Source organism: Cetobacterium sp. ZWU0022, from assembly GCF_000800875.1.
Taxonomy (GTDB): Bacteria; Fusobacteriota; Fusobacteriia; order Fusobacteriales; family Fusobacteriaceae; genus Cetobacterium_A.
The window spans coordinates 1-24,820 of sequence record NZ_JRJZ01000125.1; the positions used below are offsets into that span (position 1 = coordinate 1).

The 24,820-nt window shown below is 33.5% G+C and carries 22 protein-coding genes, 1 tRNA gene and 1 other annotated feature; all 23 genes read left to right on the forward strand.

Annotation, left to right across the window (positions count from 1 at the left end; all coding sequences use genetic code 11):
- Window positions 1-220: 220 nt before the first annotated feature.
- The 23 genes from rpmG to L988_RS10100 all read left to right on the forward strand — a co-directional run bounded on the left by rpmG (window position 221) and on the right by L988_RS10100 (window position 24,734).
- Entirely contained in the window at window positions 221-373 is a 153-nt protein-coding gene (rpmG, locus tag L988_RS09990) for a 50S ribosomal protein L33 (RefSeq protein WP_023051526.1), read from the forward strand.
- A 70-nt stretch (window positions 374-443) separates the two neighbouring features.
- Window positions 444-519: transfer RNA gene (locus tag L988_RS09995), tRNA-Trp, on the forward strand.
- Window positions 520-554: 35 nt separating this feature from the next.
- Window positions 555-737 (forward strand): preprotein translocase subunit SecE, encoded by a 183-nt coding sequence (secE, locus tag L988_RS10000; RefSeq protein WP_047383903.1) that lies wholly within the window; start codon window positions 555-557, stop codon window positions 735-737.
- Between the two features lies 1 nt (window position 738).
- Window positions 739-1,338 (forward strand): transcription termination/antitermination protein NusG, encoded by a 600-nt coding sequence (nusG, locus tag L988_RS10005; RefSeq protein ID WP_047383906.1) that lies wholly within the window; start codon window positions 739-741, stop codon window positions 1,336-1,338.
- Between the two features lie 67 nt (window positions 1,339-1,405).
- Window positions 1,406-1,831, forward strand: a complete 426-nt coding sequence (rplK, locus tag L988_RS10010; RefSeq protein WP_047383908.1) for a 50S ribosomal protein L11 — start codon at window positions 1,406-1,408, stop codon at window positions 1,829-1,831.
- 80 nt (window positions 1,832-1,911) lie between these two features.
- Complete coding sequence (gene rplA / locus L988_RS10015; RefSeq protein ID WP_047383910.1) at window positions 1,912-2,616, forward strand: 50S ribosomal protein L1; 705 nt, start codon at window positions 1,912-1,914, stop codon at window positions 2,614-2,616.
- Window positions 2,617-2,706: 90 nt separating this feature from the next.
- Window positions 2,707-2,849: a sequence feature (ribosomal protein L10 leader region), on the forward strand.
- A gap of 18 nt (window positions 2,850-2,867) precedes the next feature.
- Window positions 2,868-3,392 carry a 50S ribosomal protein L10 gene (gene rplJ, locus L988_RS10020; RefSeq protein WP_047383913.1) on the forward strand — a complete coding sequence of 175 codons (525 nt, stop codon included), beginning with the start codon at window positions 2,868-2,870 and terminating at the stop codon, window positions 3,390-3,392.
- Window positions 3,393-3,465: 73 nt separating this feature from the next.
- Window positions 3,466-3,828 (forward strand): 50S ribosomal protein L7/L12, encoded by a 363-nt coding sequence (gene rplL, locus L988_RS10025; protein ID WP_047383916.1) that lies wholly within the window; start codon window positions 3,466-3,468, stop codon window positions 3,826-3,828.
- Window positions 3,829-4,040: 212 nt separating this feature from the next.
- Window positions 4,041-7,538: a DNA-directed RNA polymerase subunit beta gene (rpoB, locus tag L988_RS10030; protein ID WP_047383917.1), complete on the forward strand. Its 3,498-nt coding sequence runs from the start codon at window positions 4,041-4,043 to the stop codon at window positions 7,536-7,538.
- A gap of 68 nt (window positions 7,539-7,606) precedes the next feature.
- Window positions 7,607-11,551, forward strand: a complete 3,945-nt coding sequence (gene rpoC / locus L988_RS10035; protein WP_047383919.1) for a DNA-directed RNA polymerase subunit beta' — start codon at window positions 7,607-7,609, stop codon at window positions 11,549-11,551.
- Between the two features lie 56 nt (window positions 11,552-11,607).
- A complete protein-coding gene (locus L988_RS10040) occupies window positions 11,608-12,483 on the forward strand; it encodes a YicC/YloC family endoribonuclease (protein WP_047383921.1) in 876 nt (291 codons plus the stop codon).
- A 12-nt stretch (window positions 12,484-12,495) separates the two neighbouring features.
- Window positions 12,496-13,050 (forward strand): guanylate kinase, encoded by a 555-nt coding sequence (gene gmk / locus L988_RS10045; RefSeq protein WP_047383923.1) that lies wholly within the window; start codon window positions 12,496-12,498, stop codon window positions 13,048-13,050.
- A gap of 9 nt (window positions 13,051-13,059) precedes the next feature.
- Window positions 13,060-13,278 carry a DNA-directed RNA polymerase subunit omega gene (gene rpoZ, locus L988_RS10050; protein WP_047383925.1) on the forward strand — a complete coding sequence of 73 codons (219 nt, stop codon included), beginning with the start codon at window positions 13,060-13,062 and terminating at the stop codon, window positions 13,276-13,278.
- Entirely contained in the window at window positions 13,271-14,263 is a 993-nt protein-coding gene (locus tag L988_RS10055; protein ID WP_047383926.1) for an FAD:protein FMN transferase, read from the forward strand. Before rpoZ ends, L988_RS10055 begins: the two co-directional genes overlap by 8 nt.
- A gap of 103 nt (window positions 14,264-14,366) precedes the next feature.
- Window positions 14,367-16,337: a sodium-translocating pyrophosphatase gene (locus L988_RS10060; protein ID WP_047383939.1), complete on the forward strand. Its 1,971-nt coding sequence runs from the start codon at window positions 14,367-14,369 to the stop codon at window positions 16,335-16,337.
- A 286-nt stretch (window positions 16,338-16,623) separates the two neighbouring features.
- Window positions 16,624-18,033, forward strand: coding sequence for a pyruvate kinase PykF (pykF, locus tag L988_RS10065; RefSeq protein WP_047383928.1), 1,410 nt, complete (start codon window positions 16,624-16,626; stop codon window positions 18,031-18,033).
- 72 nt (window positions 18,034-18,105) lie between these two features.
- Complete coding sequence (gene eno, locus L988_RS10070) at window positions 18,106-19,413, forward strand: phosphopyruvate hydratase (RefSeq protein WP_047383930.1); 1,308 nt, start codon at window positions 18,106-18,108, stop codon at window positions 19,411-19,413.
- A gap of 106 nt (window positions 19,414-19,519) precedes the next feature.
- On the forward strand, window positions 19,520-20,746 hold the full coding sequence (gene tyrS / locus L988_RS10075) for a tyrosine--tRNA ligase (protein ID WP_047383931.1): 1,227 nt from the start codon (window positions 19,520-19,522) through the stop codon (window positions 20,744-20,746).
- Complete coding sequence (locus tag L988_RS10080) at window positions 20,746-21,219, forward strand: GNAT family N-acetyltransferase (RefSeq protein ID WP_047383933.1); 474 nt, start codon at window positions 20,746-20,748, stop codon at window positions 21,217-21,219. The genes tyrS and L988_RS10080 overlap by 1 nt, the downstream gene beginning before the upstream one ends.
- Before the next feature lie 11 nt (window positions 21,220-21,230).
- Window positions 21,231-21,866, forward strand: coding sequence for an endonuclease III (gene nth, locus L988_RS10085; protein WP_047383941.1), 636 nt, complete (start codon window positions 21,231-21,233; stop codon window positions 21,864-21,866).
- A 98-nt stretch (window positions 21,867-21,964) separates the two neighbouring features.
- Window positions 21,965-23,131 (forward strand): cysteine desulfurase family protein, encoded by a 1,167-nt coding sequence (locus L988_RS10090; RefSeq protein WP_047383935.1) that lies wholly within the window; start codon window positions 21,965-21,967, stop codon window positions 23,129-23,131.
- A 26-nt stretch (window positions 23,132-23,157) separates the two neighbouring features.
- Window positions 23,158-23,532: a Fe-S cluster assembly scaffold protein NifU gene (gene nifU, locus L988_RS10095; protein ID WP_047383937.1), complete on the forward strand. Its 375-nt coding sequence runs from the start codon at window positions 23,158-23,160 to the stop codon at window positions 23,530-23,532.
- Between the two features lie 68 nt (window positions 23,533-23,600).
- Window positions 23,601-24,734, forward strand: coding sequence for a D-alanyl-D-alanine carboxypeptidase family protein (locus L988_RS10100; RefSeq protein ID WP_052191804.1), 1,134 nt, complete (start codon window positions 23,601-23,603; stop codon window positions 24,732-24,734).
- Window positions 24,735-24,820: the final 86 nt, after the last annotated feature.

Sequence of the window (24,820 nt, forward strand, 5' to 3'; positions counted from 1 at the left end):
GAAAGTACTTGGGGGGCAGCCCCCTGGGAGGATAGGAAGTTGCCAATCTTTTTTTATTTTGGAGTAAAGAAAAAACTATTGACAAAATTGTAAAAAAGTGGTATTATCATCTATGTCTTAAAAAGAAAGCAATAAATAAGGAAACTCTTGTTTACCATACAATAAGTTATGATGTATGGGAGGATTTATAATATCCGTTAGATGAGTGGAGGTGTAAAGAGTGAGAGTAAATATTCAATTAGAGTGTACAGAGTGTAAAAGAAGAAACTACAGTACTTCAAAGAATAAGAAGAACACTACTGAAAGATTAGAATTAAATAAATACTGTAAATGGGACAAAAAAGTAACATTACATAAAGAAACTAAAAAGTAATTCTTGATCTAAGAAGCGTTTACGCTTCTTAGTTAATTATTAAAAGAAAAAACAATTTGCAACAACATGCAGGTCAATGGCTCAATTGGCAGAGCATCGGTCTCCAAAACCGAGGGTTGGGGGTTCGATTCCCTCTTGACCTGCCATTTTTTTATAAAAATAAAATTACTGGTGGTGCAAAATGGGACTAATTAACGATGTAAGAAGAGAGTATTCTAAGGTTCAATGGCCTAGAAGAAAAGAAATAATTGCAGCAACAAGTTGGGTTGTTGCTATGAGTATATTTTTAGGGATATACTTAGGAGTTTTCGATATAATTGCTTCAAGACTTTTAAAGATGCTTGTATCTCTCTTTGGAGGATAAAATGGAAAAAAGCTTAGTAAAAAAATGGTTTATGATTCATACTTATTCGGGGTATGAGAAAAAAGTTAAAACAGACTTAGAACAAAAGATAGAAACTTTAGGGTTATCTAACATAGTAACTAAAGTTTTAGTTCCTGAAGAGGAAACTATCGAAGAGAGAAGAGGAAAGAAAAAGATTATTTCAAGAAAGTTATTCCCAGGGTATGTTATGCTAGAAATGGAAGCTACTAGAGAGGAAAGCGGAGATGGAATAAACTTTAGAGTAGACTCAGATGCTTGGTACGTAGTTAGAAATACTAACGGAGTAACAGGATTCGTTGGAGTAGGATCTGATCCAATTCCAATGGAAGATGATGAAGTTGAAAATATTTTCTCTGTTATAGGATACAAAAATGATGATGATGAGAAGGCGCTTAAGGAAGTTATAAAAGTCGACTACGAAGTAGGAGATTATGTAAGACTTCTAGCTGAAGGATTTGAAAATCAAGAAGGTAAAGTTGCTGAAATCGATATGGAACATAGAAAAGTTAAGGTTATGATGGAGATGTTTGGTAGAATGACTCCTATCGAAGTAGACCTTGACAGTGTAGAAAAGGCTTAGTTAAATATTGAGCCTGTGGGAGATTGCAAAATCAATACCACAATTTTATGGAGGTGTAATTTAAACAATGGCAAAAGAAGTAATCGGATTAATAAAACTACAATTACCTGCTGGAAAAGCTAACCCTGCTCCACCAGTAGGACCAGCATTAGGACAACACGGAGTTAACATCATGGAATTCTGTAAGGCGTTCAATGCAAAAACTCAAGATAAAGCGGGATGGATCATTCCAGTTGAAATCTCTGTTTATAACGACAGATCTTTCACATTTATCTTAAAAACTCCACCAGCATCAGATTTATTAAAGAAAGCTGCTGGAATTCAATCAGGAGCTCAAAACTCTAAAAAAGAAGTAGCTGGAAAAATCAACACAGCTAAATTAAGAGAAATCGCTGAAACTAAGATGCCAGATTTAAACGCTGGATCAGTAGAAGCTGCTATGAATATCATAGCTGGATCAGCTAGATCAATGGGAATCAAAATAGAGGACTAATTAGAAGTCAATTCTTATTTATGTGATATTAAGTGGTAGGATGAAAACATCCGTTTAACCACAGAAGGAGGAAATTTTCAATGGCAAATAAAAGAGGTAAAAAATACCTAGAAATAGCTAAATTAGTTGAGCAAGGAAGACTATACGAGGTTAAAGAAGCTTTAGAACTTGTAAAAAAGACAAGAACTGCTAACTTCGTAGAAACAGTTGAGATTGCATTAAGATTAGGAGTAGATCCTAGACATGCTGACCAACAAGTTAGAGGTACAGTTGTACTTCCAAACGGAACAGGAAAGACAGTTAAAATATTAGCAATAACTTCAGGAGCTAACGTAGAGAAAGCTTTAGAAGCAGGAGCAGATTATGCAGGAGCAGAAGAATATATCGAGAAAATCCAACAAGGTTGGTTCGACTTTGATATCGTAATCGCTACACCAGACATGATGCCTAAATTAGGAAGACTAGGAAGAGTTTTAGGAACTAAAGGTTTAATGCCTAACCCTAAATCAGGAACAGTTACACCAGATATCGCAACGGCAGTATCTGAGTTCAAGAAAGGAAAACTTGCTTTCAGAGTAGACAAGTTAGGATCAATCCACGCGCCAATCGGTAAAGCGGATTTCTCTGAAGAAGCATTATTAGAGAACTTTACAGCTTTCATCAACGAAATCGTTAGATTAAAGCCAGCAGCTTCTAAAGGTCAATACTTAAGAACTGTAGCAGTATCTTTAACAATGGGACCAGGAGTTAAAATGGATCCAGTTTTAGTTGCAAAAAATTCATAATTAAAATTTGCAAAAATTTGAATTATGTGTTATACTTATAAAGTTGTAAAAATATAACTTTATAATATAAGTTAAAAAGTTGGATAAATAATTAAATATAGATCCAAACCAAAGACCGTAGGTGACGCAAGTCTTAAATATCCTACCGAGGTTGGAAGAAGGTATTCACTAACCTCATAGTTAGATCATGAACCTCCGTTCCTACCTTGGAGCGGAGGTAATTTTAGAGTAAAAGAGGAGGTGAATCAATAATGGCAACTCAATTAAAAAAAGAGCTTGTAGCTGAATTAGTTGAAAAAATATCTAAGGCTCAATCAATCGTTTTAGTTGACTATCAAGGTCTTAAAGTTAACCAAGAGACTGAGTTAAGAAAACAAATGAGAGAAAATGGAGCAGAATACTTAGTTGCTAAGAACAGACTGTTCAAAATAGCACTAGCTGAGGCTGGTATAGCTGATAAATTTGATGATTTACTAGAAGGGACTACTGCATTTGCATTCGGATATGCTGATCCAGTAACTCCAGCGAAAGTAGTTTATGATGTTGAAGCAGCTCAAGCAAAAGCAAACGCAAAGGCAAAGAAAACTATATTCACTATAAAAGGTGGAGTTTTAACAGGTAAGAGAGTTGAAGCTGCAGAGGTAGTAGCACTAGCTAAATTACCTTCTAGAGAGCAACTTCTTTCTATGGTTCTTAACGGAATGCTTGGACCGGTTAGAAAACTTGCTTACGCAACTGTGGCAATCGCTGAGAAGAAAGAAACAGCTGCTGAGTAATCACCAGTTAATTTTAGAGTATTATTGATTTAAAAAAGAAAAAACATTTAGGAAAATTTAAGGAGGAAACAAAATGGCGTTCAATAGAGAGCAATTTATAGCTGATTTAGAAGCTATGTCAGTATTAGAGTTAAGAGAATTAGTAACAGCTTTAGAGGAGCACTTCGGTGTTACTGCTGCTGCACCAGTAGCTGTAGCTGCTGCTGAGGGACCTGCTGTAGAGGAGAAAACTGAGTTTGATGTAGTTTTAACTGCTGCAGGAGCTAACAAAATAGCTGTAATCAAAGAAGTAAGAGGAATTACTGGATTAGGATTAAAAGAAGCTAAAGAAGTAGTAGATAACGGTGGAACAATAAAAGAGGGAGCTTCTAAAGAAGAAGCTGAAGCTATAAAAGCTAAATTAACTGAAGCTGGAGCTACAGTAGAAGTTAAGTAATAACCCTTACAAAGTTACTCAATAGTAACTAGTTATACTTAAATGAAAAAAATAGGCACTCTAACGGGTGCCTTTTTACTCATTATAATGAAAATTATTAAATAATCTATTAAAAAAAGGAAGTTAATACTTAATCTTTTGAAAATAAAAGCCTTTTATTTTCCAAAGATTAGGTATTGATCACTATATGAAATAGTAAGGAGTGTGAATTGATGGGGAAACTCGTTGAAAGATTGAATTTTGGAAGAATCGAAGAAAGAGGGGCTATGCCTCATTTTTTAGAATTCCAACTGGATTCCTATGAAGATTTTCTACAAGCTAAGGAGGCTCCACTTAACAGAAAAGACAAGGGGCTGGAATCGGCTTTTAGAGAAATATTCCCTGTTGAATCTTCAAATGGAGATATAAAGTTAGAATATGTTTCTTACGAGCTACATGAAGCTGAAGCTCCATTGAATGATGAGCTTGAATGTAAGAAAAGAGGGAAAACTTATTCTGCTTCTTTAAAAGTAAGATTAAGACTTACTAACAAGAAGAGTGGAAATGAAATCCAAGAAACACTTGTTTATTTTGGAGAAGTTCCTTTAATGACAGAAAGAGGAACATTTATAATAAATGGTGCAGAGAGAGTAGTTGTATCACAATTACATAGATCTCCAGGAGTATCATTTAATAAAGAAGTTAACATTCAAACAGGAAAAGACTTGTTCTCTGGAAAAATTATTCCTTATAAAGGGACTTGGCTAGAGTTTGAAACTGATAAAAATGATTTCTTAAGCGTTAAAATCGATAGAAAGAAAAAAGTTTTAGCAACTGTATTCTTAAAAGCTGTTGATTTCTTTGATACAAACGAAGAGATAATGGATGAGTTTTTAGATGAGAAAGAAGTTAATTTATCAGAGTACTATTCGAGATACACAAATAAAGAAGAACTTATTAGTGTTCTTAAAACAAGAATCGAAGGAAGCTTCATAAAAGAGGATATCTTCAATGAAGAGACTGGAGAAGTTTTATTTGAAACTAAACAACTAATAACAGAAGCTGTTATATTTGAATTAGTGGATTCTAAAATTGAGAATATATTAGTTTGGGAAGTAAAACCAGAGGATAAAGTTTTTGCTAATACTATAGTAAATGACACTGGAGATACAAAAGAAGAAGCTGTAACAGAGGTATTTAAGAAATTAAGACCTGGAGATTTAGTGACAATAGATTCGGCTAGATCTTTAATTAAGCAAATGTTCTTCAATCCACAAAGATATGATTTAGAGCCAGTTGGAAGATATAAGATGAACAAGAGATTAAAGCTTGATCTTCCAGAAGATGAGATTCTATTAACTAAAGAAGATGTAATTGCAACAATAAAGTATGTAATTTCATTAAATAATGGAAAAGGTCATACTGATGATATAGATAACTTATCTAATAGAAGAGTTAGAGGAGTTGGAGAACTTCTATTAATGCAAATTAAAGCTGGATTATCTAAGATGGGTAAAATGGTAAAAGAGAAAATGACTATACAAGATGTAGAAACATTAACTCCGCAATCATTATTAAACACTAGACCACTAAACGCATTAGTTTTAGATTTCTTTGGTTCTGGACAATTGTCACAATTCATGGATCAGTCAAACCCATTAGCAGAGTTAACTCATAAGAGAAGAATATCTGCACTTGGACCAGGAGGACTTTCAAGAGAAAGAGCCGGGTTCGAGGTAAGAGACGTTCATGATTCACATTATGGAAGAATTTGTCCAATAGAGACACCAGAAGGACCAAACATCGGTCTTATTGGATCTTTAGCAATATATGCAAAAGTTAATTCATACGGATTTATTGAAACACCATATGTAAAAGTAGAAAATGGAGTTGCAAACTTTGATAACATTCACTACTTAGCAGCAGATGAAGAAGAAGGATTATTCATCGCCCAAGCCGATACAAAGCTTGGAGAAAATGCAGAACTATTAGGTGACGTTGTATGTAGATATGGACATGAAATTGTTCATATACCTGGAGAAAAAGTACATTACTTAGATGTATCACCAAAGCAAGTGGTATCAGTTTCAGCAGGATTAATTCCATTCTTAGAGCACGATGATGCGAATAGAGCACTTATGGGATCGAACATGCAAAGACAAGCGGTACCATTATTAAGAACTGAAGCACCTTTCATAGGAACTGGACTTGAAAGAAAAGTTGCTGTTGATTCAGGAGCAGTAATTTCTGCAAAAGCAAAAGGTAAGATAACTTATGTTGATGCTAAAGAAATTATTATAGAAGATGCTGAAGGAAAAGTTTACAAGCACAGATTACTTAACTTTGAAAGATCAAACCAAGCGATGTGTTTACACCAAACTCCATTAGTAGATTTAGGTCAAGAAGTTGAACTAGGTCAAGTAATAGCTGATGGACCAGCAACAAAAGGTGGAGATTTAGCACTTGGAAGAAACATCTTAATGGCATTTATGCCATGGGAAGGATATAACTACGAGGATGCGATTCTGATATCTGATAGATTAAGAAAAGACGACGTATTTACATCAATCCACATTGAAGAGTACGAAATAGAAGCTAGAAACACTAAATTAGGTGATGAAGAGATTACAAGAGAAATACCAAATGTATCTGAGGAAGCGTTAAAGAATTTAGACTCAAGAGGTATAATTGTTGTAGGATCTGAAGTTGGACCAGGAGATATTTTAGTTGGAAAGACTGCACCAAAAGGTGAATCTGAGCCACCAGCAGAAGAAAAGTTATTAAGAGCTATCTTCGGAGAAAAAGCAAGAGATGTAAGAGATACATCATTAAAAATGCCTCATGGATCTAAAGGAACAGTTGTTGAAGTTCTTGAATTATCAAGAGAAAACGGAGACGAATTAAAGGCTGGAGTAAATAGATCAATAAGAGTATTTATAGCAGAAAAAAGAAAGATAACTGTTGGAGATAAAATGTCAGGAAGACATGGTAACAAAGGTGTTGTTTCTAGAGTTTTACCAGCAGAAGATATGCCATTCTTAGCAGATGGTACTCACTTAGACGTTGTTATCAACCCACTAGGGGTTCCTTCACGTATGAACATTGGACAGGTTCTAGAGGTTCACTTAGGAATGGCTATGGGTAAATTAAATGGTGGAACTTATTTATCAACTCCAGTATTTGATGGTGCAACAGAAGAGCAAGTAAAAGATTACTTAGAAAAAGCAGGATACCCAAGAAAAGGTAAGGTTACATTATTTGATGGAAGAACTGGAGATAAATTCGATAATCCAGTAACAGTTGGAAGAATGTATATGTTAAAACTTCACCATCTAGTTGAAGATAAGATGCATGCGAGAGCAATTGGACCATACTCATTAGTAACACAACAACCTCTTGGAGGAAAAGCACAATTCGGAGGACAAAGACTTGGAGAGATGGAAGTTTGGGCTTTAGAAGCATATGGAGCTTCAAATATCCTTCAAGAAATGTTAACGGTTAAGTCTGACGATGTAACAGGTAGAACAAAAACTTATGAAGCGATTGTAAAAGGTGAAGAGATGCCAGAGGCAGATTTACCAGAGTCATTTAAGGTTCTATTAAAAGAGTTCCAAGCGTTAGCACTAGACGTAGAACTTTTTGATGCTAATAACGAGTTAATTAACGTTAACGAAGAGTTAGGAAAAGACGAAACAATAGTTGAGTTTTCTTTATCTGACCAAATAAACTAATTTAAGTTAAAATTGAATATGATGATAGATGAAAGCTTTATCTCATTTAAGGAGGCTTTGTATTTAATATGGGAATTAAAAGTTTTGAGAAGATTAGAATTAAACTAGCTTCTCCAGAGAAGATAGAAGATTGGTCGTACGGAGAAGTTACGAAACCAGAAACAATAAACTACAGAACATTAAATCCAGAAATGGATGGATTATTCTGTGAGAGAATATTCGGACCATCGAAAGATTGGGAATGTTCTTGTGGAAAATATAAGAGAATGAGATATAAAGGACTAGTTTGTGAGAAATGTGGAGTTGAAGTAACTAAGTCTAAAGTAAGAAGAGAGAGAATGGGGCATATAGCATTAGCTGCCCCTGTAGCTCACATCTGGTATTCTAAAGGAACACCAAATAAGATGTCTCTTATTTTAGGGATTTCTCCAAAAGAGTTAGAATCTGTTCTATACTTTGCTAGATACATTGTAACTGCTAGTGAAGAACCAACATTAAAAATTGGTAAAATTATAACTGAAAAAGAGTACAAGCTATATAAGCAGATGTACGGAAGACAGTTTGAAGCAAAGATGGGTGCTGAAGCAATTTTAAAGTTATTAGAAATGATAAATTTAGAAGAGTTAAGAGTAGAGTTAGAAAAAGAACTTGAAGATGTAAATTCAGCTCAAAAAAGAAAGAAATTAGTAAAAAGATTAAAAATAACAAGAGACTTTATAGCATCTGGTAACTTACCACAATGGATGATATTAAAGAATGTTCCAGTTATACCAGCTGATTTAAGACCAATGGTACAATTAGATGGTGGAAGATTTGCTACTTCTGACTTAAACGATCTTTATAGAAGAGTTATCAACAGAAATAACAGATTAAAGAGACTTTTAGAAATAAAAGCTCCAGAAATCGTAGTTAAAAATGAAAAGAGAATGCTTCAAGAAGCAGTAGATGCTCTTATTGATAACGGAAGAAGAGGAAAACCAGTTGTTGCACAAAATAACAGAGAGTTAAAATCACTTTCTGATATGCTAAAAGGAAAGCAAGGAAGATTCAGACAAAACCTTCTTGGAAAAAGAGTAGATTACTCTGCAAGATCGGTTATTGTTGTAGGACCTTCTTTAAAAATGCACCAATGTGGAATTCCTAAAAAGATGGCTTTAGAGCTTTACAAGCCTTTCATAATGAGAGAGTTAGTAAAGAGAGAGTTAGCATCTAACATAAAAACAGCTAAAAAATTAGTTGAAGATGCAGACGATAAAGTATGGGATGTAATTGAGGATGTAATCCAAGATCATCCAGTTCTATTAAATAGAGCTCCGACTCTACATAGACTGTCAATCCAAGCTTTTGAGCCTGTATTAATAGAAGGAAAAGCAATAAGACTGCATCCTCTAGTATGTTCTGCATTTAATGCCGACTTCGATGGAGACCAAATGGCAGTTCACTTAATGTTATCACCTGAAGCTATAATGGAAGCAAAACTTCTTATGTTAGCTCCAAACAACATCATATCTCCATCAAATGGAGAGCCAATAGCTGTACCTTCTCAAGATATGGTTATGGGATGTTTCTATATGACAAAAGATAGACCTGGAGCAAAAGGAGAAGGAAAAGCATTCTCTAATAAAGAGCAAGTTTTAACAGCTTATGACAGAGGAATCTTAGATACTCACGCTGTAGTAAATGTTAGAATTAATGGTGAAATGGTAAAAACTACTCCAGGAAGAATCATGTTCAATGAAATGCTACCTGAAGTTAATAAGCAATATGATGTAACATTCGGAAAATCTCAATTAAAGAAACTTATCGGTAAATTATATGAGATGCATGGATTTACAAAAACAGCTGAATTAATCAATGATATTAAAAACTTCGGATATCACTATGCAACATTCGCTGGGGTATCAGTAGGAATAGAAGATCTTGAAATTCCAGAAACTAAAAAATCAATTTTAGAAGAAGCAGATCAAAAAGTTGCTGAAATTGAAGCTGATTATAAAGCTGGAAAGATAATCAACGAAGAGAGATACAGAAAAACAGTAGCTCTTTGGTCAGAAACAACAGCAAAAGTTACAGACGCAATGATGAGCGGACTAGACCAGTTTAACCCAGTTTACATGATGGCGAACTCTGGAGCCAGAGGATCGATCGCACAGATGAGACAACTAGCGGCAATGAGAGGAAACATGGCCGATACGCAAGGAAGAATCATCGAGGTACCAATTAAAGCCAACTTCAGAGAAGGTCTAACAGTACTAGAATTCTTCATGTCATCACATGGAGCTAGAAAAGGTCTAGCAGATACGGCACTGAGAACTGCCGATTCAGGATATCTAACAAGAAGACTTGTTGATATATCGCATGAAGTTATTGTTAACTCAATCGATTGTGGAACTCATGAAGGAATTGAAGTAGCAGAGCTAGTTTCAGATGGTCAAGTAATTGAAAAATTATCTGAGAGATTAGTAGGAAGAGTACCTGCTGAAGATGTAATCTTCGAAGGTGAAGTAATAGCTAGAAGAAACGAGATGTTCACAAAAGAGCAAATCGCTAGAATTACAGAATTAGAAATAAAGAAAATAAAAATTAGATCTCCATTAACTTGTAGCCTTGAAAAAGGTGTTTGTCAAAAATGTTATGGAATGGATCTAGCTAACCATAAAGAAATCCTACTAGGAGAAGCGGTTGGAGTTATAGCAGCTCAATCAATCGGGGAACCTGGTACACAGCTTACAATGAGAACGTTCCATACAGGAGGAGTTGCGACAGCAACTGCAGCTGCGACAAGTATTAAAGCTGAAAATACAGGAAAAGTTGTATTTAAAGAGATTAAAATTCTAGAAAACCAAGAAACTCAAGAGAAAATTGTAGTTTCTCAATCAGCTAAAATTTTAATTGGAAACTATGACTATGAAATCGCATCAGGATCTATATTAAAAGTTGAGGAAGGTCAAGAAGTTAAACCAGGAGATATTCTAGTTACTTTCGATCCTTACCACATCCCTATTATAGCTAACCAAGATGGAAGAATAGAATATAGAGAGCTATATGTAAAAGAAAACTTCGATGAGAAGTATAACGTTACAGAATATATGGCTATAAAAACTGTAGAATCGGGAGATTCAAACCCAAGAGTAGTTATCTTTGATGAGGAAGGAAACGCAAAAGAAAGTTACTCAATACCATTTGGAGCATACTTAATGGTAAGAGAGGGAGAATCAGTAAGAACAGGACAAATCATAGCTAAGATCATAAAAGAAGGAGAAGGAACGAAAGATATCACTGGAGGTCTTCCGAGAATTCAAGAGCTATTCGAAGCTAGAAATCCTAAAGGAAAAGCTATCTTATCAGAGATAGAAGGAAAAGTAGAAGTTACAGGTAGAAAGAAGAAAGGTATGAGAGTAATAATCATAAGATCTACTTCAGATACTGAAAACTTCAAAGAATACTTAGCACCAGTTGGAGAACATTTAGTTGTAACAGATGGAATGTTAATAAAAGCTGGGGATAAGATTACAGATGGAGCTATATCACCATTTGACGTTTTAAACATCAAAGGATTAGTTGCAGCAGAGCAGTTCATACTAGAATCTGTACAACAAGTATATAGAGACCAAGGAGTTACTGTAAACGATAAACATATAGAAATTATCGTTAAGCAGATGTTCAAGAAAGTAAGAATAGTAGAATCGGGAGCTTCATTATTCCTAGAAGACGAGGTTGTAGAGAAGAGAGTTGTTGAATTAGAAAACAACAAGTTAAGAGCAGAAGGAAAAGCAGAAATCAAATATGAGCCTGTTATCCAAGGTATTACAAAAGCCGCTGTTAACACAGGAAGTTTCATATCAGCAGCATCGTTCCAAGAAACTACGAAAGTACTTTCAAATGCAGCAATAGAAGGTAAAGAAGACTACTTAGAGGGACTAAAAGAAAACGTAATTATAGGTAAGAAGATACCAGCAGGTACTGGATATAAAGCTTATAAGAACATAGTTCCAGTTGAGATAGAGGACTAATAAAATAGGCGACTTTGTCGCCTATTTTAGCATTTTATTTATGAGAGGTTGATGTTATGAGAAGTATGACAGGTTATTCAAAAGAATATTTTGAAAACGAAAAATATTCAATATCTTTAGAAATAAAGAGTGTAAATAATAAGAACTTAAATTTAAAAATAAAATCACCTCATATGCTAAATTTTTTGGAAAATAAAATCAGAACAGAGGTTGCTTCTAAAGTTACAAGAGGAAGTATAGATTTAAAAATTGAATTTCATGATAAGAGAGAAGTTGATAATCTTTTTGAATATGATAAAAATATGACAGCTTCTTATTTGAAAGTTTTAAATGCTATAGAGAATGAATATAACGAAAAGTTTAGTAACAAACTTGATTTACTAGTTAAGAATTTAAATGTCATTAGAAGAAATGATTTAGAGATAGATGAAAAAGAATATGAACAATTTGTGATAAGTAATTTACATGTACTTTTAGATTCATTTATTGAAATGAAAGAGTCTGAAGGAATGAGAATGAAGAGATATTTCCTAGAATGTATTGAGATTATAGAAAAAAATGTTTCTATAATAAAATCATTAAAAGAAAATATTGTTACAAATTATAAAGAGAAGCTATTAGAAAGATTATCTAAAGTAACAGATATAGAATTTAATGACGAGATGTTATTGAGAGAAGTTTTGTTATTTACAGATAAATCTGATATTTCAGAAGAGGTTTCTAGATTAGAAAGTCATCTTTGTCAATTAAAAATAGAGTTAAATTCTATAAATACAGGTATAGGAAAGAAAATTGATTTTATTCTTCAAGAGATTTTTAGAGAATTAAATACGTCTGGGGTAAAATGTAATTTGTATGATATTTCAAAACTTATTGTAGAATGTAAAAATGAAATTGAAAAAATTAGAGAACAAGCTCTAAATATAGAATAAAGGAGAATGCAAATGAAAAAGGGAGAACTATTTATTGTTTCTGGTCCTAGTGGTGCTGGAAAATCGACAATATGTAGAATAGTTAGAAAACAGTTAGGTATAAATTTAGCAACTTCAGCTACGACTCGTGCTCCAAGAGAAGGGGAATTACACGGAAGAGATTATTATTTCTTAACAGTAGACGAGTTTAAAGATAAGATTGAAAAAAATGAATTCTTAGAATATGCAACTGTTCATACTAACTACTATGGAACTTTAAAATCTGAAGTAGAATCAAGATTAGCTTCTGGAGAAAATGTTATTCTTGAGATAGATGTTCAAGGAGGACTTCAGGTTAAAGCTGTGTATCCAACTGCTCATTTAGTATTCTTTAAAACGCCAACAATGGAAGATTTAGAGAGAAGACTAAGAGGAAGAAAAACAGATAGTGAAGAGACTATTCAACTTAGATTAAAAAACTCAATACAAGAATTAGAATATGAAAAAGATTATGATATAACAATTATTAACTATACTGTTGAAAAATCATGCGAAGAGTTAGTAAAAATTATAAATTCTAAAAACTAGGAGGATCTTATGAAAAAAGTAATTACTTATGATGAATTATTAGATAAAATACCTAATAAGTACACATTGACAATAACGGCTGGGAAGAGAGCAAGAGAGATAGGTAAAGGAGCTCCTGTATTAACAAAGGTTTCTAAAAAAGATACTGTTGTTAAAAAGACTTTCAGAGAAATAGTAGATGGAAGAATAACTTTTGCCGAAGTTGCGGAGGAGTTAGCAAATGACTAAGAGTAGAAATATATTTCTACTCTTTTTACTTTTTTTACTATTATTGGGGTGTGAAAAAAAGGTTGAAAGAGTAGATGAGGAAAGATTTGCGTTTGGAACATTTTTTAAGGTGACAATATTTTCTAATGATACAAAAAATGCAAAAGAAAATATAGAATTAGCATTGAAAGAGATTGAAAGAATAGATAATAGATATAATAGTAAAATCAAGGGTAGTTTGATTGATAATTTAAATGAAAAAAAGAAAGAGACTTTTGATGATGAAGGAATTTACCTTTTAAAAGAGGTTTCAAAAAAATATGATTTATCAAATGGAAAATATGATATTACAATGGAACCTTTAATGATGGTATGGGGATTTTCAGATGAAGTTCCAGCTCGGACAGAACTACCGACAAAAGAAGAGTTAGAAAAAGCTTCACAAAGTGTAGATTTTTCAAAAATAAAAATAGATGATTATAATGTAAAGATAGAAGATTTGAAAATAAAAATAGATACAGGATCATTTTTAAAAGGTTATGCAGTAAAGAAGGCAGGAGAAAAGATGCGAAAGGCTGGAGTAAAGAGTGGATTTATATCAGCTATTTCAAGTATTGAGGCGATTGGAACAAAGGGAGATGGAACACCTTGGAAAATTGGAATTCAAAATCCTGATAATCCATCTGAAATATTAGGAATTGTGGAGTTGAATGATCAAAGTATGGGTGTTTCTGGTGATTATCAAACTTATGTAGAAATCGATGGGAAAAAATATCACCATATCCTAGATAAAGAAACAAAATATCCAGTACACGATAAAAAAATGGTAGTTGTTGTGAATAAAAATTCATTTGAGGCAGATATGTTATCAACAGCATTTTTCCTTATGCCAATAGAAAAAATCTTAGAAAAAGCCAATACTACACCAGATTTGGATGTTTTAATTGTGGATAAAAATGATAAAATAATCGTTTCGGAAAATTTAAATTTTAGTAAAAAGAATTAAAAAATAAAGAAAAAAAGAACTTTGTTTTTTCTTGAAATATCCCAGACTTTCTCGTATACTTTAAACATACTAAGTATACTGGGAGGTTTTAAAAGTGGAACAAATGATCTATTTAGGAATTTTCGGTGGTATTATAGCACTATTAGCAGCATCATTCTATTCAAAGAAAGTTCAAAGTTATGAGATTAATATTCCGAGAGTGGCTGAGATAACAGATGCAATCAGAGAAGGAGCGATGGCTTTTCTTTCGGCGGAATATAAAATTTTGATTTGGTTTGTGGCAGCTGTAGCAGTTTTACTAGGAGTATTTTTAGCACCAATGGTAGCAATAACATTTGTGATTGGAGCTTTAACATCAGCTTTGGCAGGAAACATAGGAATGAGGATAGCAACAAAAGCAAATGGAAGAACATCGATAGCAGCAAAAGAAGGTGGATTATCTAAAGCTTTAGATGTAGCATTTGCGGGAGGAGCCGTTATGGGTCTTTCAGTTGTTGGTCTAGGAATGTTAGGATTAACAATATTGATATTAATATTTGATTGGGATGTAAGTATAATTACAGGATTTGGAATGGGAGCTTCATCAATAGCTTTATTTGCTAGAGTTGGTGGAGGAATTTACACTAAGGCGGCAGATGTAGGAGCTGACTTAGTAGGAAAAGTAGAAGCTGGAATTCCAGAAGATGATCCAAGAAACCCTGCAACTATAGCAGATAACGTAGGAGATAATGTAGGAGATGTTGCTGGAATGGGAGCGGATCTTTTTGAGTCGTATGTTGGATCGATAATAGCAACATTGGCCATTGGAGCTGCAATGGGAGCAAAAGAGTATTTGTTAGCACCGATAATGATTTCAGCCTTTGGAATTATTGCTTCAATAATAGCAACATTAACAGTAAAAACAGAAAATCCAGATGAAGTTTATCATAAACTTGAAAATGGAACTAGAATAGCAGGACTGCTATCTATAATAGCTTCGTTTGGGGTTATTAAGTATTTAAAACTGCCTTTGGGAATATTTTGGGCAATCGTAGCAGGATTAGTAGCAGGACTAGTAATTGCGTATTTTACGGGATTATATACAGATACTGGAAAAAAAGCTGTAAACAGAATTTCAGATGCGGCTAGAACAGGTCCTGCAACAACAATAATAGAGGGGTTAGCAGTAGGAATGGAATCGACAGTTGCTCCAATGTTGATCATTTCAATAGCAATAATAGTGGCATATAAATTTGCAGGATTATACGGGATATCGATAGCAGCAGTAGGAATGTTATCAACTACAGGAATGGTAGTAGCAGTAGATGCTTATGGACCGGTTGCAGATAATGCCGGTGGAATAGCAGAAATGGCTGAATTACCTCACGAAGTAAGAGAGTGCACAGATAAATTGGATGCGGTTGGAAACTCGACAGCAGCGGTAGGAAAAGGATTTGCGATAGGATCAGCAGCATTAACAGCGTTATCTTTATTTGCAGCTTATAAAGAATCGATTCAAAAAGCATCAGGAACAGATTTTGTATTAGATATTATCAATCCAGACGTAATCGTAGGAATCTTTATAGGTGGAATGTTAACATTCTTATTCTCAGCTTTAACTATGACAGCAGTAGGAAAAGCAGCTATGGAGATGGTTGAAGAAGTAAGAAGACAATTTAGAGAAATTCCAGGAATAATGGAAAAGACAACTAAACCAGATTATAAGAGATGTGTTGAAATATCAACTCACTCATCTTTAAGAGAGATGCTAATTCCAGGAATTTTAGCTGTATTAGCTCCAGTAGTAGTGGGATTATGGTCACCTCAAGCTCTAGGAGGATTACTAGCAGGAGCCTTAGTAACAGGAATTTTAATGGCTATAATGATGGCCAATGCCGGTGGAGCTTGGGATAATGCTAAGAAACAAATAGAAGCTGGTTATAAAGGTGATGGTAAAGGTTCGGAGAGACATAAAGCAGCAGTAGTAGGAGATACAGTAGGAGATCCATTTAAAGATACTTCAGGACCTTCATTAAACATTTTAATAAAACTTATGAGTATAGTTTCTCTTGTGTTAGTTCCATTGTTTGTTTAAAAAAATTAGTCCTAGAAAAAATCTAGGACTTTTTATTTTTAATTGAATAAAAAAAGGAAAAAAATAAAAAAATAGAAGAGTAAGAAGGGGTATTTTTAAGAAAAAGTAGCAAAATAAAGTTGGTTCTAAAAAAGTGGGAATAATAGAGTCAAAAAAAGGTAAAAAATAGATATTTAACTTGCTTGACTTTAACTAGTATATTAGATAGAATTTGAATACTTAAATGTTAGGGATGTAAGAAATTAAAATATAGATTAAAACTCATTATAGGAGGGAAAAAGGAACTATGAAAAAAACAAAAATTGTATGTACAATAGGGCCAAAAACAGAATCGGTTGAGGTATTATCGGAGTTATTAAAAGCTGGAATGAACGTTATGAGAATGAACTTCTCTCACGGAAGCCATGAAGAGCACGGGCAAAGAATTGTAAACTTAAAAGAGGCTGTAGCTAATACAGGAATTAATGCAGCTGTATTACTAGATACTAAAGGACCAGAGATTAGAACTATAAAGTTAGTAGATGGTCAAGATGTTTCTTTAGTTGCTGGGCAAAAGTTCACTATAACAACTGACGAAACAGTTATTGGAGATGCAACAAGAGTTGCTGTAACTTATAAAGGGTTAACAGATGACTTAAAAGCTGGAAACATTGTTTTAATAGACGATGGATTGATTGAAATGGAAGTTGAAGAAGTAGTTGGAAACGAAGTAAGATGTATTGTTAAAAACAACGGAGACTTAGGAGAGAACAAAGGGGTTAACTTACCAAATGTTTCGGTTCAATTACCAGCGTTATCACCAAAAGATATCGGAGATTTAAAATTCGGTTGTGAGCAAAATGTAGATTTCGTAGCTGCTTCATTCATTAGAAAAGCTGACGATGTAAAAGCTGTAAGAGAAGTTTTAGATGCTAACGGTGGAGAAAAAATAAAAATAATTTCTAAAATTGAAAATCAAGAAGGTTTAGATAACTTCGATGAAATTTTAGAGTTATCTGACGGTATAATGGTAGCTAGAGGAGACTTAGGAGTAGAAATTCCAGTTGAAGAAGTTCCATTTGCACAAAAGATGATGGTAGAAAAATGTAACTTAGCAGGTAAGGTTGTAATTACTGCGACTCAAATGCTAGATTCAATGATAAAAAATCCTAGACCAACAAGAGCGGAAGCAACAGACGTAACTAATGCTATATTAGATGGAACTGACGCTATAATGTTATCAGGAGAGACAGCTAAAGGAAAATATCCGATTGAAGCTGTAACAGTAATGAGAAAAATCGCTGAAAAGACAGATCCATTAGTAGCTTTCCAAATCGAAAACGAAGAGGGAGTAACTATAACTGAAGCAATGGCAAGAGGAACTGTAGATGTAGCGGAAGCATTAGGAGCGAAATTAATCGTTTCTGGTACTGCATCAGGAAGATCGGCAACTGCTTTAAGAAGATACTTCCCAGAAGCATTTGTTTTAGCTATAACAAATAACGAAAAAACTTACAATCAAATGATTTTAACTAGAGGAGTAATCCCTTGTTTAGATACAACTGCTAAAAACTTAGAAGAGTTCTATGTTTTAGCTGAAGAAAAAGCACTAGCTTTAGGACTTGTTAAATCAGGAGATATCATTGTAGCTTCGTGTGGAGAAGAAGTATTCAAAGCAGGAACAAGTAACTCAATGAAAGTAATAAAAGTAAAATAATAAAGTACATAAATTTTGAGACCAAAATTTTAAAAATAAACTTTTAAAAAATTCTAAGGAGGATTCAAAGAAATGACTAGAATAGTTGAAGTTAAAGGAAGAGAAATTCTTGATTCAAGAGGAAACCCAACAGTTGAGGTTGACGTAATATTAGAATGTGGAGCTATGGGAAGAGCAGCAGTTCCATCAGGAGCATCTACAGGAGCTTACGAAGCTGTAGAATTAAGAGATAAAGATAAATCTAGATACTTAGGAAACGGTGTTTTAAAGGCAGTAAACTATGTAAACACTGAAATTAAAGAGTTAGTAATCGGAATGGATGCAACTAACCAAGTAGCAGTAGATAAAGCTATGATCGAATTAGATGGAACTCCAAACAAAGCTAGATTAGGAGCTAACGCTATATTAGGTGTATCTTTAGCAGTAGCTAAAGCAGCAGCAGCAGCATTAGGACAACCATTATACAAATACTTAGGAGGAGTTAACGCTACAGAGTTACCTTTACCTATGATGAACATATTAAACGGAGGAAGCCATGCTGATTCTGCAGTAGACGTTCAAGAGTTCATGGTTCAACCAGTTGGAGCTAAAAACTTTGCTGAAGCTATGAGAATGGGATGTGAAATATTCCACCACTTAGGAAAAATATTAAAAGCTAATGGAGATTCAACAAACGTTGGAAACGAGGGTGGATATGCACCAGCTAAAATCAACGGAACTGAAGGAGCTTTAGATATCATTTGTGAAGCTGTTAAAGCTGCTGGATATGAGTTAGGAACTGATGTTACATTCGCTTTAGATGCTGCAGCAACTGAATTCTGTGTTGAAAAAGAAGATGGAACATTCGAATACCACTTCAAAAGAGAAGGTGGAGTTGTAAGAACAACTGAAGAAATGATCGAGTGGTACGCTGGATTATGTGAAAAGTATCCAATCAAATCTATCGAAGATGGATTAGGTGAAGATGACTGGGCTGGATTCCAACAATTAACAGCTAAAGTTGGAAAGAAAGTTCAAATCGTTGGAGACGATTTATTCGTAACTAACACTGAGAGATTAGCAAGAGGAATCGAAATGAAATCAGCTAACTCTATCTTAATCAAGTTAAACCAAATCGGAACTTTAACTGAGACTTTAGATGCTATCGAGATGGCTAAGAGAGCTAACATGACTGCAGTAATATCTCATAGATCTGGAGAAACTGAAGATGCTACAATAGCTGATATCGCTGTTGCAACAAACGCAGGACAAATCAAAACTGGATCAACTTCAAGAACTGATAGAATGGCTAAATACAACCAATTATTAAGAATTCAAGAAGAGTTAGGATCTGTTGCTCAATACAAAGGAATCGAAGTATTCTACAACACAACAAAATAATTGATTTATATAAGGAGAGACCTTGTGTCTCTCTTTTTTATTAGGCCTTTAAAAATAAAAGCCTTTATGTTACAATAGAGTAAAAATTAGATTATGGAGGATAATTATGTCAAATGTTTTTGAAGTTTTAAAAGATCGTGGATACGTAAAACAAATGACTCACGAAGAGGAGATGAAGGAGTTACTAGAAAAAGAGAAGGTAACTTTTTATATAGGATTTGACCCAACAGCGGATAGTTTACATGTGGGACATTTTATAGCTATGATGTTTATGTCTCATATGCAACAACATGGTCATAGACCGATAGCTCTAATAGGTGGAGGAACGGCTCAAATTGGAGATCCGAGTGGAAGAACTGATATGAGACAAATGATGACAGATGAGATAATAGCTCATAATGTTGCTTCAATAAAGAAACAAATGGAGAAGTTTATAGATTTCTCTGATGATAAAGCCTTACTAGTGAATAACGCTGATTGGTTAAGAGGTTTAAATTACATCGATTTTATAAGAGATATAGGTTCTCAATTCTCAGTAAATAGAATGTTAGCAGCGGAATGTTTCAAGTCTAGAATGGAAGAGGGAGGATTATCTTTCTTAGAGTTTAATTATATGTTAATGCAAGGATATGACTTCTTAGTTTTAAATAGAAAATATGGTTGTACAATGCAATTAGGTGGAGATGACCAATGGTCAAATATGATTGCAGGAGTGGATTTAATAAGAAAGAAAGATAGAAAGCAAGGTTATGCAATGACTTGTACTTTACTAACAAATAGTGAAGGAAAAAAGATGGGTAAAACAGCTAAAGGTGCTTTATGGTTAGATCCAGAAAAGACATCACCTTACGAATTCTATCAATACTGGAGAAATTTACCGGATGCTGATGTAGCTCAACCGTTAGCATTACTAACATTCTTACCGATGGATGAAGTTAGAAGATTGTCTGCATTAGAAGGAGCAGAAATAAATGAAGCTAAGAAAGTATTAGCTTATGAAGTGACGAAGATTGTTCATGGAGAAGAAGAGGCAGAAAAAGCTAAACAGGCATCTGAAGCTTTATTTGGTCAAGGTGGAGTGGACTTATCAAATGTTCCTACATCTGAGGTAACAGCAGAAGTTGTTGGAATGGGTGTTGTTGACTTGATGGTAGAATTGGGATTATTAAAGACAAAGAGTGAAGGAAGAAGACTTGTTCAACAAAACGGATTGTCTATAAACGATGAAAAAGTAACTGATTTTGCTATGGAAATAACAGCTGATTTATTCGTAGATGGAGCTATAATGTTAAAGCAAGGTAAGAAAAAATATAACAGGATTGTTATAAAGTAGTGATAGTAATAAGAGAAACTACGACAGATGACATAGAAAACATATATAACCATCTTAATTTAAACTATGTAAAAAAATATTGCAAAAATAATGAGGAAGAACAGAGGAAAAATCATGAGAGATGGTATAGATTTTTATTGAGTTCATCTGATTATGCAATGTTTACTGTCGAAGATTTGAGAGGCACCTTTTTAGGAAATGTAAAGTTTGAATTAAATAAAGACTTAGAGGGTGCAGAAATCTCATTGTATTTAGCTGAGTGCATAAGAGGAAGAGGTTATTCAACAACCATTGTAAATGCGAGTATAGAGGAGTTGAGATTTAAATACTTAAACTTAAAGTACATAGCAGCTTATATTTTAGAAGAAAACGAGAAATCTATTCTATGTTTTGAAAAAGCAGGGTTTTACTTTAAAGGTCAAATAGAACATGGTGGAATTGATTATCTCTTGTATATAAAAGAGCTTAGCTGATGGAGGCTGTTTTGAGAAAAAAAGAGAGAGCATTAAAAGTTATAGAGATTTTAAAAGAGAAGTTTGGACATCCAGAATGTGCATTGAATTATCAAACCCCTTTTGAATTATTGGTTGCAGTTATACTTTCAGCGCAGTGTACTGATATTAGAGTTAATATAGTAACTGAAAAAATGTATAAGATAGTTAATACTCCAGAACAGTTTGCAAAGATGCCAATAGAAGATATAGAAGAGTTGATAAAAAGTACAGGTTTTTATAGAAATAAAGCCAAAAATATAAAATTGTGTAGTCAACAATTGTTAGAAAAGTATAACGGAGAAATTCCACAAAAAATGGAAGAATTAACTGAACTTGCAGGAGTTGGAAGAAAAACTGCTAACGTTGTAAGGGGAGAAATTTGGAGATTGGCTGATGGAATTACAGTTGATACTCATGTGAGGAGACTGACTAATCTAATAGGATTAGTTAAAGAAGAGGATGTAATAAAAATTGAGAAAGAACTTATGAAAATTATACCTAAAGAGTATTGGATAGATTTTTCTCACTATTTAATACTACAAGGTAGAGATAAGTGTATTGCTAGAAGACCAAAATGTTTGGAATGCGAAATAAAAAACTATTGTAAGCATGGAGAAAAAGTATAAAAAAGTCTATAAAAAAGTTTTTAATTGTTGACATATTTAATAAAGAATGTTATTATCTTATTGTAAAACAAGAGTGAGAATTGAAGGAGACGATAACTATGAGAGTTTATCTGGATAACAATGCTACTACAAAGATGGATCCAAAAGTATTGGAAGCAATGATGCCATTTCTAACAGAAGAGTACGGAAATGCTTTTAGTATGCATATTTTTGGAAGAGAAACAGGAATGGCTGTTTCAGAATCAAGAGAAAAGATTGCTACTTTATTAAAAGTTAAAGCAGAAGAAATTATATTCACTGCGTCTGGAACAGAATCTGATAATATAGCAGTTAGAGGAGTAGCTAAAGCATATAAAAATAGAGGAAATCATATAATAACAAGTTCGATAGAACACCCAGCAATAAAGAATACATTTAAAGATTTAGAGCAAGATGGTTATAGAGTGACATTTATACCAGTTGATGAAAATGGAGTTATCAATGTAAAAGCTTTGGAAGAAGCGATAACAGATGACACAATATTAATTTCTGTAATGCATGCAAATAATGAAGTAGGAACAGTAGAACCTATAAAAGAGATTTCAGAAATTGCAAAAAAAAATAGAGTGATATTGCATGTAGATGCTGTTCAAACAGTTGGAAAGATAGAAGTTTATCCAAAAGAGTTAGGAGCGGATTTGCTAACATTTTCAGCACATAAGTTCCATGGACCAAAAGGTATAGCTGGACTTTATGTAAGACAAGGTGTGAGAGTAGCTAGAACTATAACTGGTGGAGGTCAAGAAAAAAAACTTAGACCTGGGACAACAAATACACCAGCTGTAGTAGGTATGGCTAAAGCTTTAGAGATTGCCTGCGAGAACATGAATGAAGAGATAAAAAGAGAAGAAGAATTAAGAGATTATTTTGAAGCTGAAATTTTAAAAAGAGTTCCTGAGATTGTTGTAAATGCAAAATCAGTTGAAAGACTTCCAGGAACATCAAGTATAACATTTAAGTACTTAGAAGGAGAATCTATTCTTTTATCTTTAAGTTATTTAGGTGTGGCAGTGAGTTCGGGATCGGCTTGCTCTTCGGATGAACTTCAAGCGTCACATGTTCTTTTAGGAATGGGAATAGAACCTGAATTTGCTCATGGAACAATAAGATTTAGCTTAGGAAAGTATAATACAAAAGAAGAGATGGATTATACAATTGAACAAGTTGTAAAAGTCATTGAGAAACTAAGAATGTTATCCCCTTTATGGAATGAATATAAAAAATAAAATAATTGAAAACTAAGGAGAAAACTATGCAATATACAGAAAAAGTAATGGATCACTTTATGAATCCTAGAAATGTAGGAACTATGGAAAATCCTGATGGATACGGAAAAGTTGGAAACCCATCTTGCGGAGATATCATGGAGATATTTTTAAAAATAGAAAATGATGTTATAACAGACGTTAAGTTCAGAACTTTTGGATGCGCATCGGCAATAGCGACATCATCAGTTTCAACTGAAATGGTTTTAGGGAAAGATATTCACGAAGCTTTAGAAATTACAAATAAAGTTGTAGCAGAAGCTTTAGGTGGTTTACCAGCAACAAAAATGCACTGCTCAGTTTTAGCTGAAGAAGCATTAAAAGAAGCTATTGAAGACTACTTGGCTAAAAAAGAAAAATAATGTATAATATTTAGGAGTTGAACCTGTAAAGGTGAGACTCCTAAATTTTTATTTGGAGGAAGAAGCTTATGAAGAAATTGGTTATAGTTTTCATGTTGGTTATCTCAACATTATCTTTTTCGAAAAATACTAAGACTAAAGTAGTAAAAGATAATACCCCAGATTATAGAGCGTATATTTTAGGAGATGATAAAGGAAATATATTTTATCAAGAAAATGCAACTCAAAAATATCCTTTAGCTTCGGTTACTAAAGTTATGACGATAATTGTAGCTTTAGATGAGATAAGAAAAGGAAATATTAGTATGTATGATGAAGTCACTATTGATTGGGAGATTTTAAGTGCTGGAGGAAGCGCTATTCCGATGGAGAGTGGAGAAAAAATAGTTGTTTTAGATTTATTGAAATCCGCGGCTATCAAATCTGCAAATAATGCAGCATACGCATTAGCTAAGCATGCAGGAAAAGGAAGTATTCCAAGATTCATAGAGATGATGAATGAAAAAGCGAAGAGTTTAGGATTGGAAAATGAATTAGAGTTTTATACACCTGCAGGATTGCCAGATCATATGACTAAGAAAAAATTAGATATGGGGACAGCCAATGGAATATATAAACTTTCAATGGAAGCTTTGAAATACCCTGAATATATAGCTTTAGCAAGAGAAAAAACTGCAGATATAAAAAATGGAACATATAAATTAAAAAGTACAATTCACCTTTTAGGAAAAGAAGGAATATATGGACTTAAAACAGGTTATCATACGAAATCTAGATTTAATATAACTGTAATTAGTAATAAAGATAATGCCGATATAGTTACAGTAGTAATGGGTGGAAAATCTACAAAAATAAGAGATGAAAAGATACTAAGCTTGAATGAAAAATTTCATGAAGAGTATAAAAATAAAGAGATTATAAAAAAAGATATCCCTGTTATGACTGTTCCTCTAGTAGGAGGATATATTTCTGAAGTAAAAGTTTATGGAACAAAATCATTTTCTAAAATTGTAAAAAAAGATGCCGATGTCTCAATAATTACAGAGAGAGAAAAAAGACTGGTAGCGCCTATAAAAGCAGGAACTTCAATAGGTATATACAAAGTTTTAGTGAATGGCGAAGCGGTATTTGAAGACAAGTTGATAGTAAAAAGAGATGTAGAAAAAAAGAGAATTATGGATAAAATAATGGATTTATTTTAAAAAAATAAAAAAAGTTGTTGACGTAATTTAAAATTTATGGTACTATAATTTTTGTCAGCGGGAAACACCGCCGACAAGAATTATGG

Coding starts and splice junctions, on each gene's coding strand:
- nusG (WP_047383906.1), top strand. CDS start 739: ATGGAAAAAAGCTTAGTAAAAAAATGGTTTATGATTCATACTTATTCG.
- rpoB (WP_047383917.1), top strand. CDS start 4,041: ATGGGGAAACTCGTTGAAAGATTGAATTTTGGAAGAATCGAAGAAAGA.
- L988_RS10100 (WP_052191804.1), top strand. CDS start 23,601: ATGAAGAAATTGGTTATAGTTTTCATGTTGGTTATCTCAACATTATCT.
- gmk (WP_047383923.1), top strand. CDS start 12,496: ATGAAAAAGGGAGAACTATTTATTGTTTCTGGTCCTAGTGGTGCTGGA.
- L988_RS10090 (WP_047383935.1), top strand. CDS start 21,965: ATGAGAGTTTATCTGGATAACAATGCTACTACAAAGATGGATCCAAAA.
- L988_RS10060 (WP_047383939.1), top strand. CDS start 14,367: ATGATCTATTTAGGAATTTTCGGTGGTATTATAGCACTATTAGCAGCA.
- rplL (WP_047383916.1), top strand. CDS start 3,466: ATGGCGTTCAATAGAGAGCAATTTATAGCTGATTTAGAAGCTATGTCA.
- secE (WP_047383903.1), top strand. CDS start 555: ATGGGACTAATTAACGATGTAAGAAGAGAGTATTCTAAGGTTCAATGG.
- L988_RS10055 (WP_047383926.1), top strand. CDS start 13,271: ATGACTAAGAGTAGAAATATATTTCTACTCTTTTTACTTTTTTTACTA.
- rplK (WP_047383908.1), top strand. CDS start 1,406: ATGGCAAAAGAAGTAATCGGATTAATAAAACTACAATTACCTGCTGGA.
- L988_RS10040 (WP_047383921.1), top strand. CDS start 11,608: ATGAGAAGTATGACAGGTTATTCAAAAGAATATTTTGAAAACGAAAAA.
- rpoZ (WP_047383925.1), top strand. CDS start 13,060: ATGAAAAAAGTAATTACTTATGATGAATTATTAGATAAAATACCTAAT.
- eno (WP_047383930.1), top strand. CDS start 18,106: ATGACTAGAATAGTTGAAGTTAAAGGAAGAGAAATTCTTGATTCAAGA.
- rplA (WP_047383910.1), top strand. CDS start 1,912: ATGGCAAATAAAAGAGGTAAAAAATACCTAGAAATAGCTAAATTAGTT.
- nifU (WP_047383937.1), top strand. CDS start 23,158: ATGCAATATACAGAAAAAGTAATGGATCACTTTATGAATCCTAGAAAT.
- rpoC (WP_047383919.1), top strand. CDS start 7,607: ATGGGAATTAAAAGTTTTGAGAAGATTAGAATTAAACTAGCTTCTCCA.
- tyrS (WP_047383931.1), top strand. CDS start 19,520: ATGTCAAATGTTTTTGAAGTTTTAAAAGATCGTGGATACGTAAAACAA.
- rplJ (WP_047383913.1), top strand. CDS start 2,868: ATGGCAACTCAATTAAAAAAAGAGCTTGTAGCTGAATTAGTTGAAAAA.
- pykF (WP_047383928.1), top strand. CDS start 16,624: ATGAAAAAAACAAAAATTGTATGTACAATAGGGCCAAAAACAGAATCG.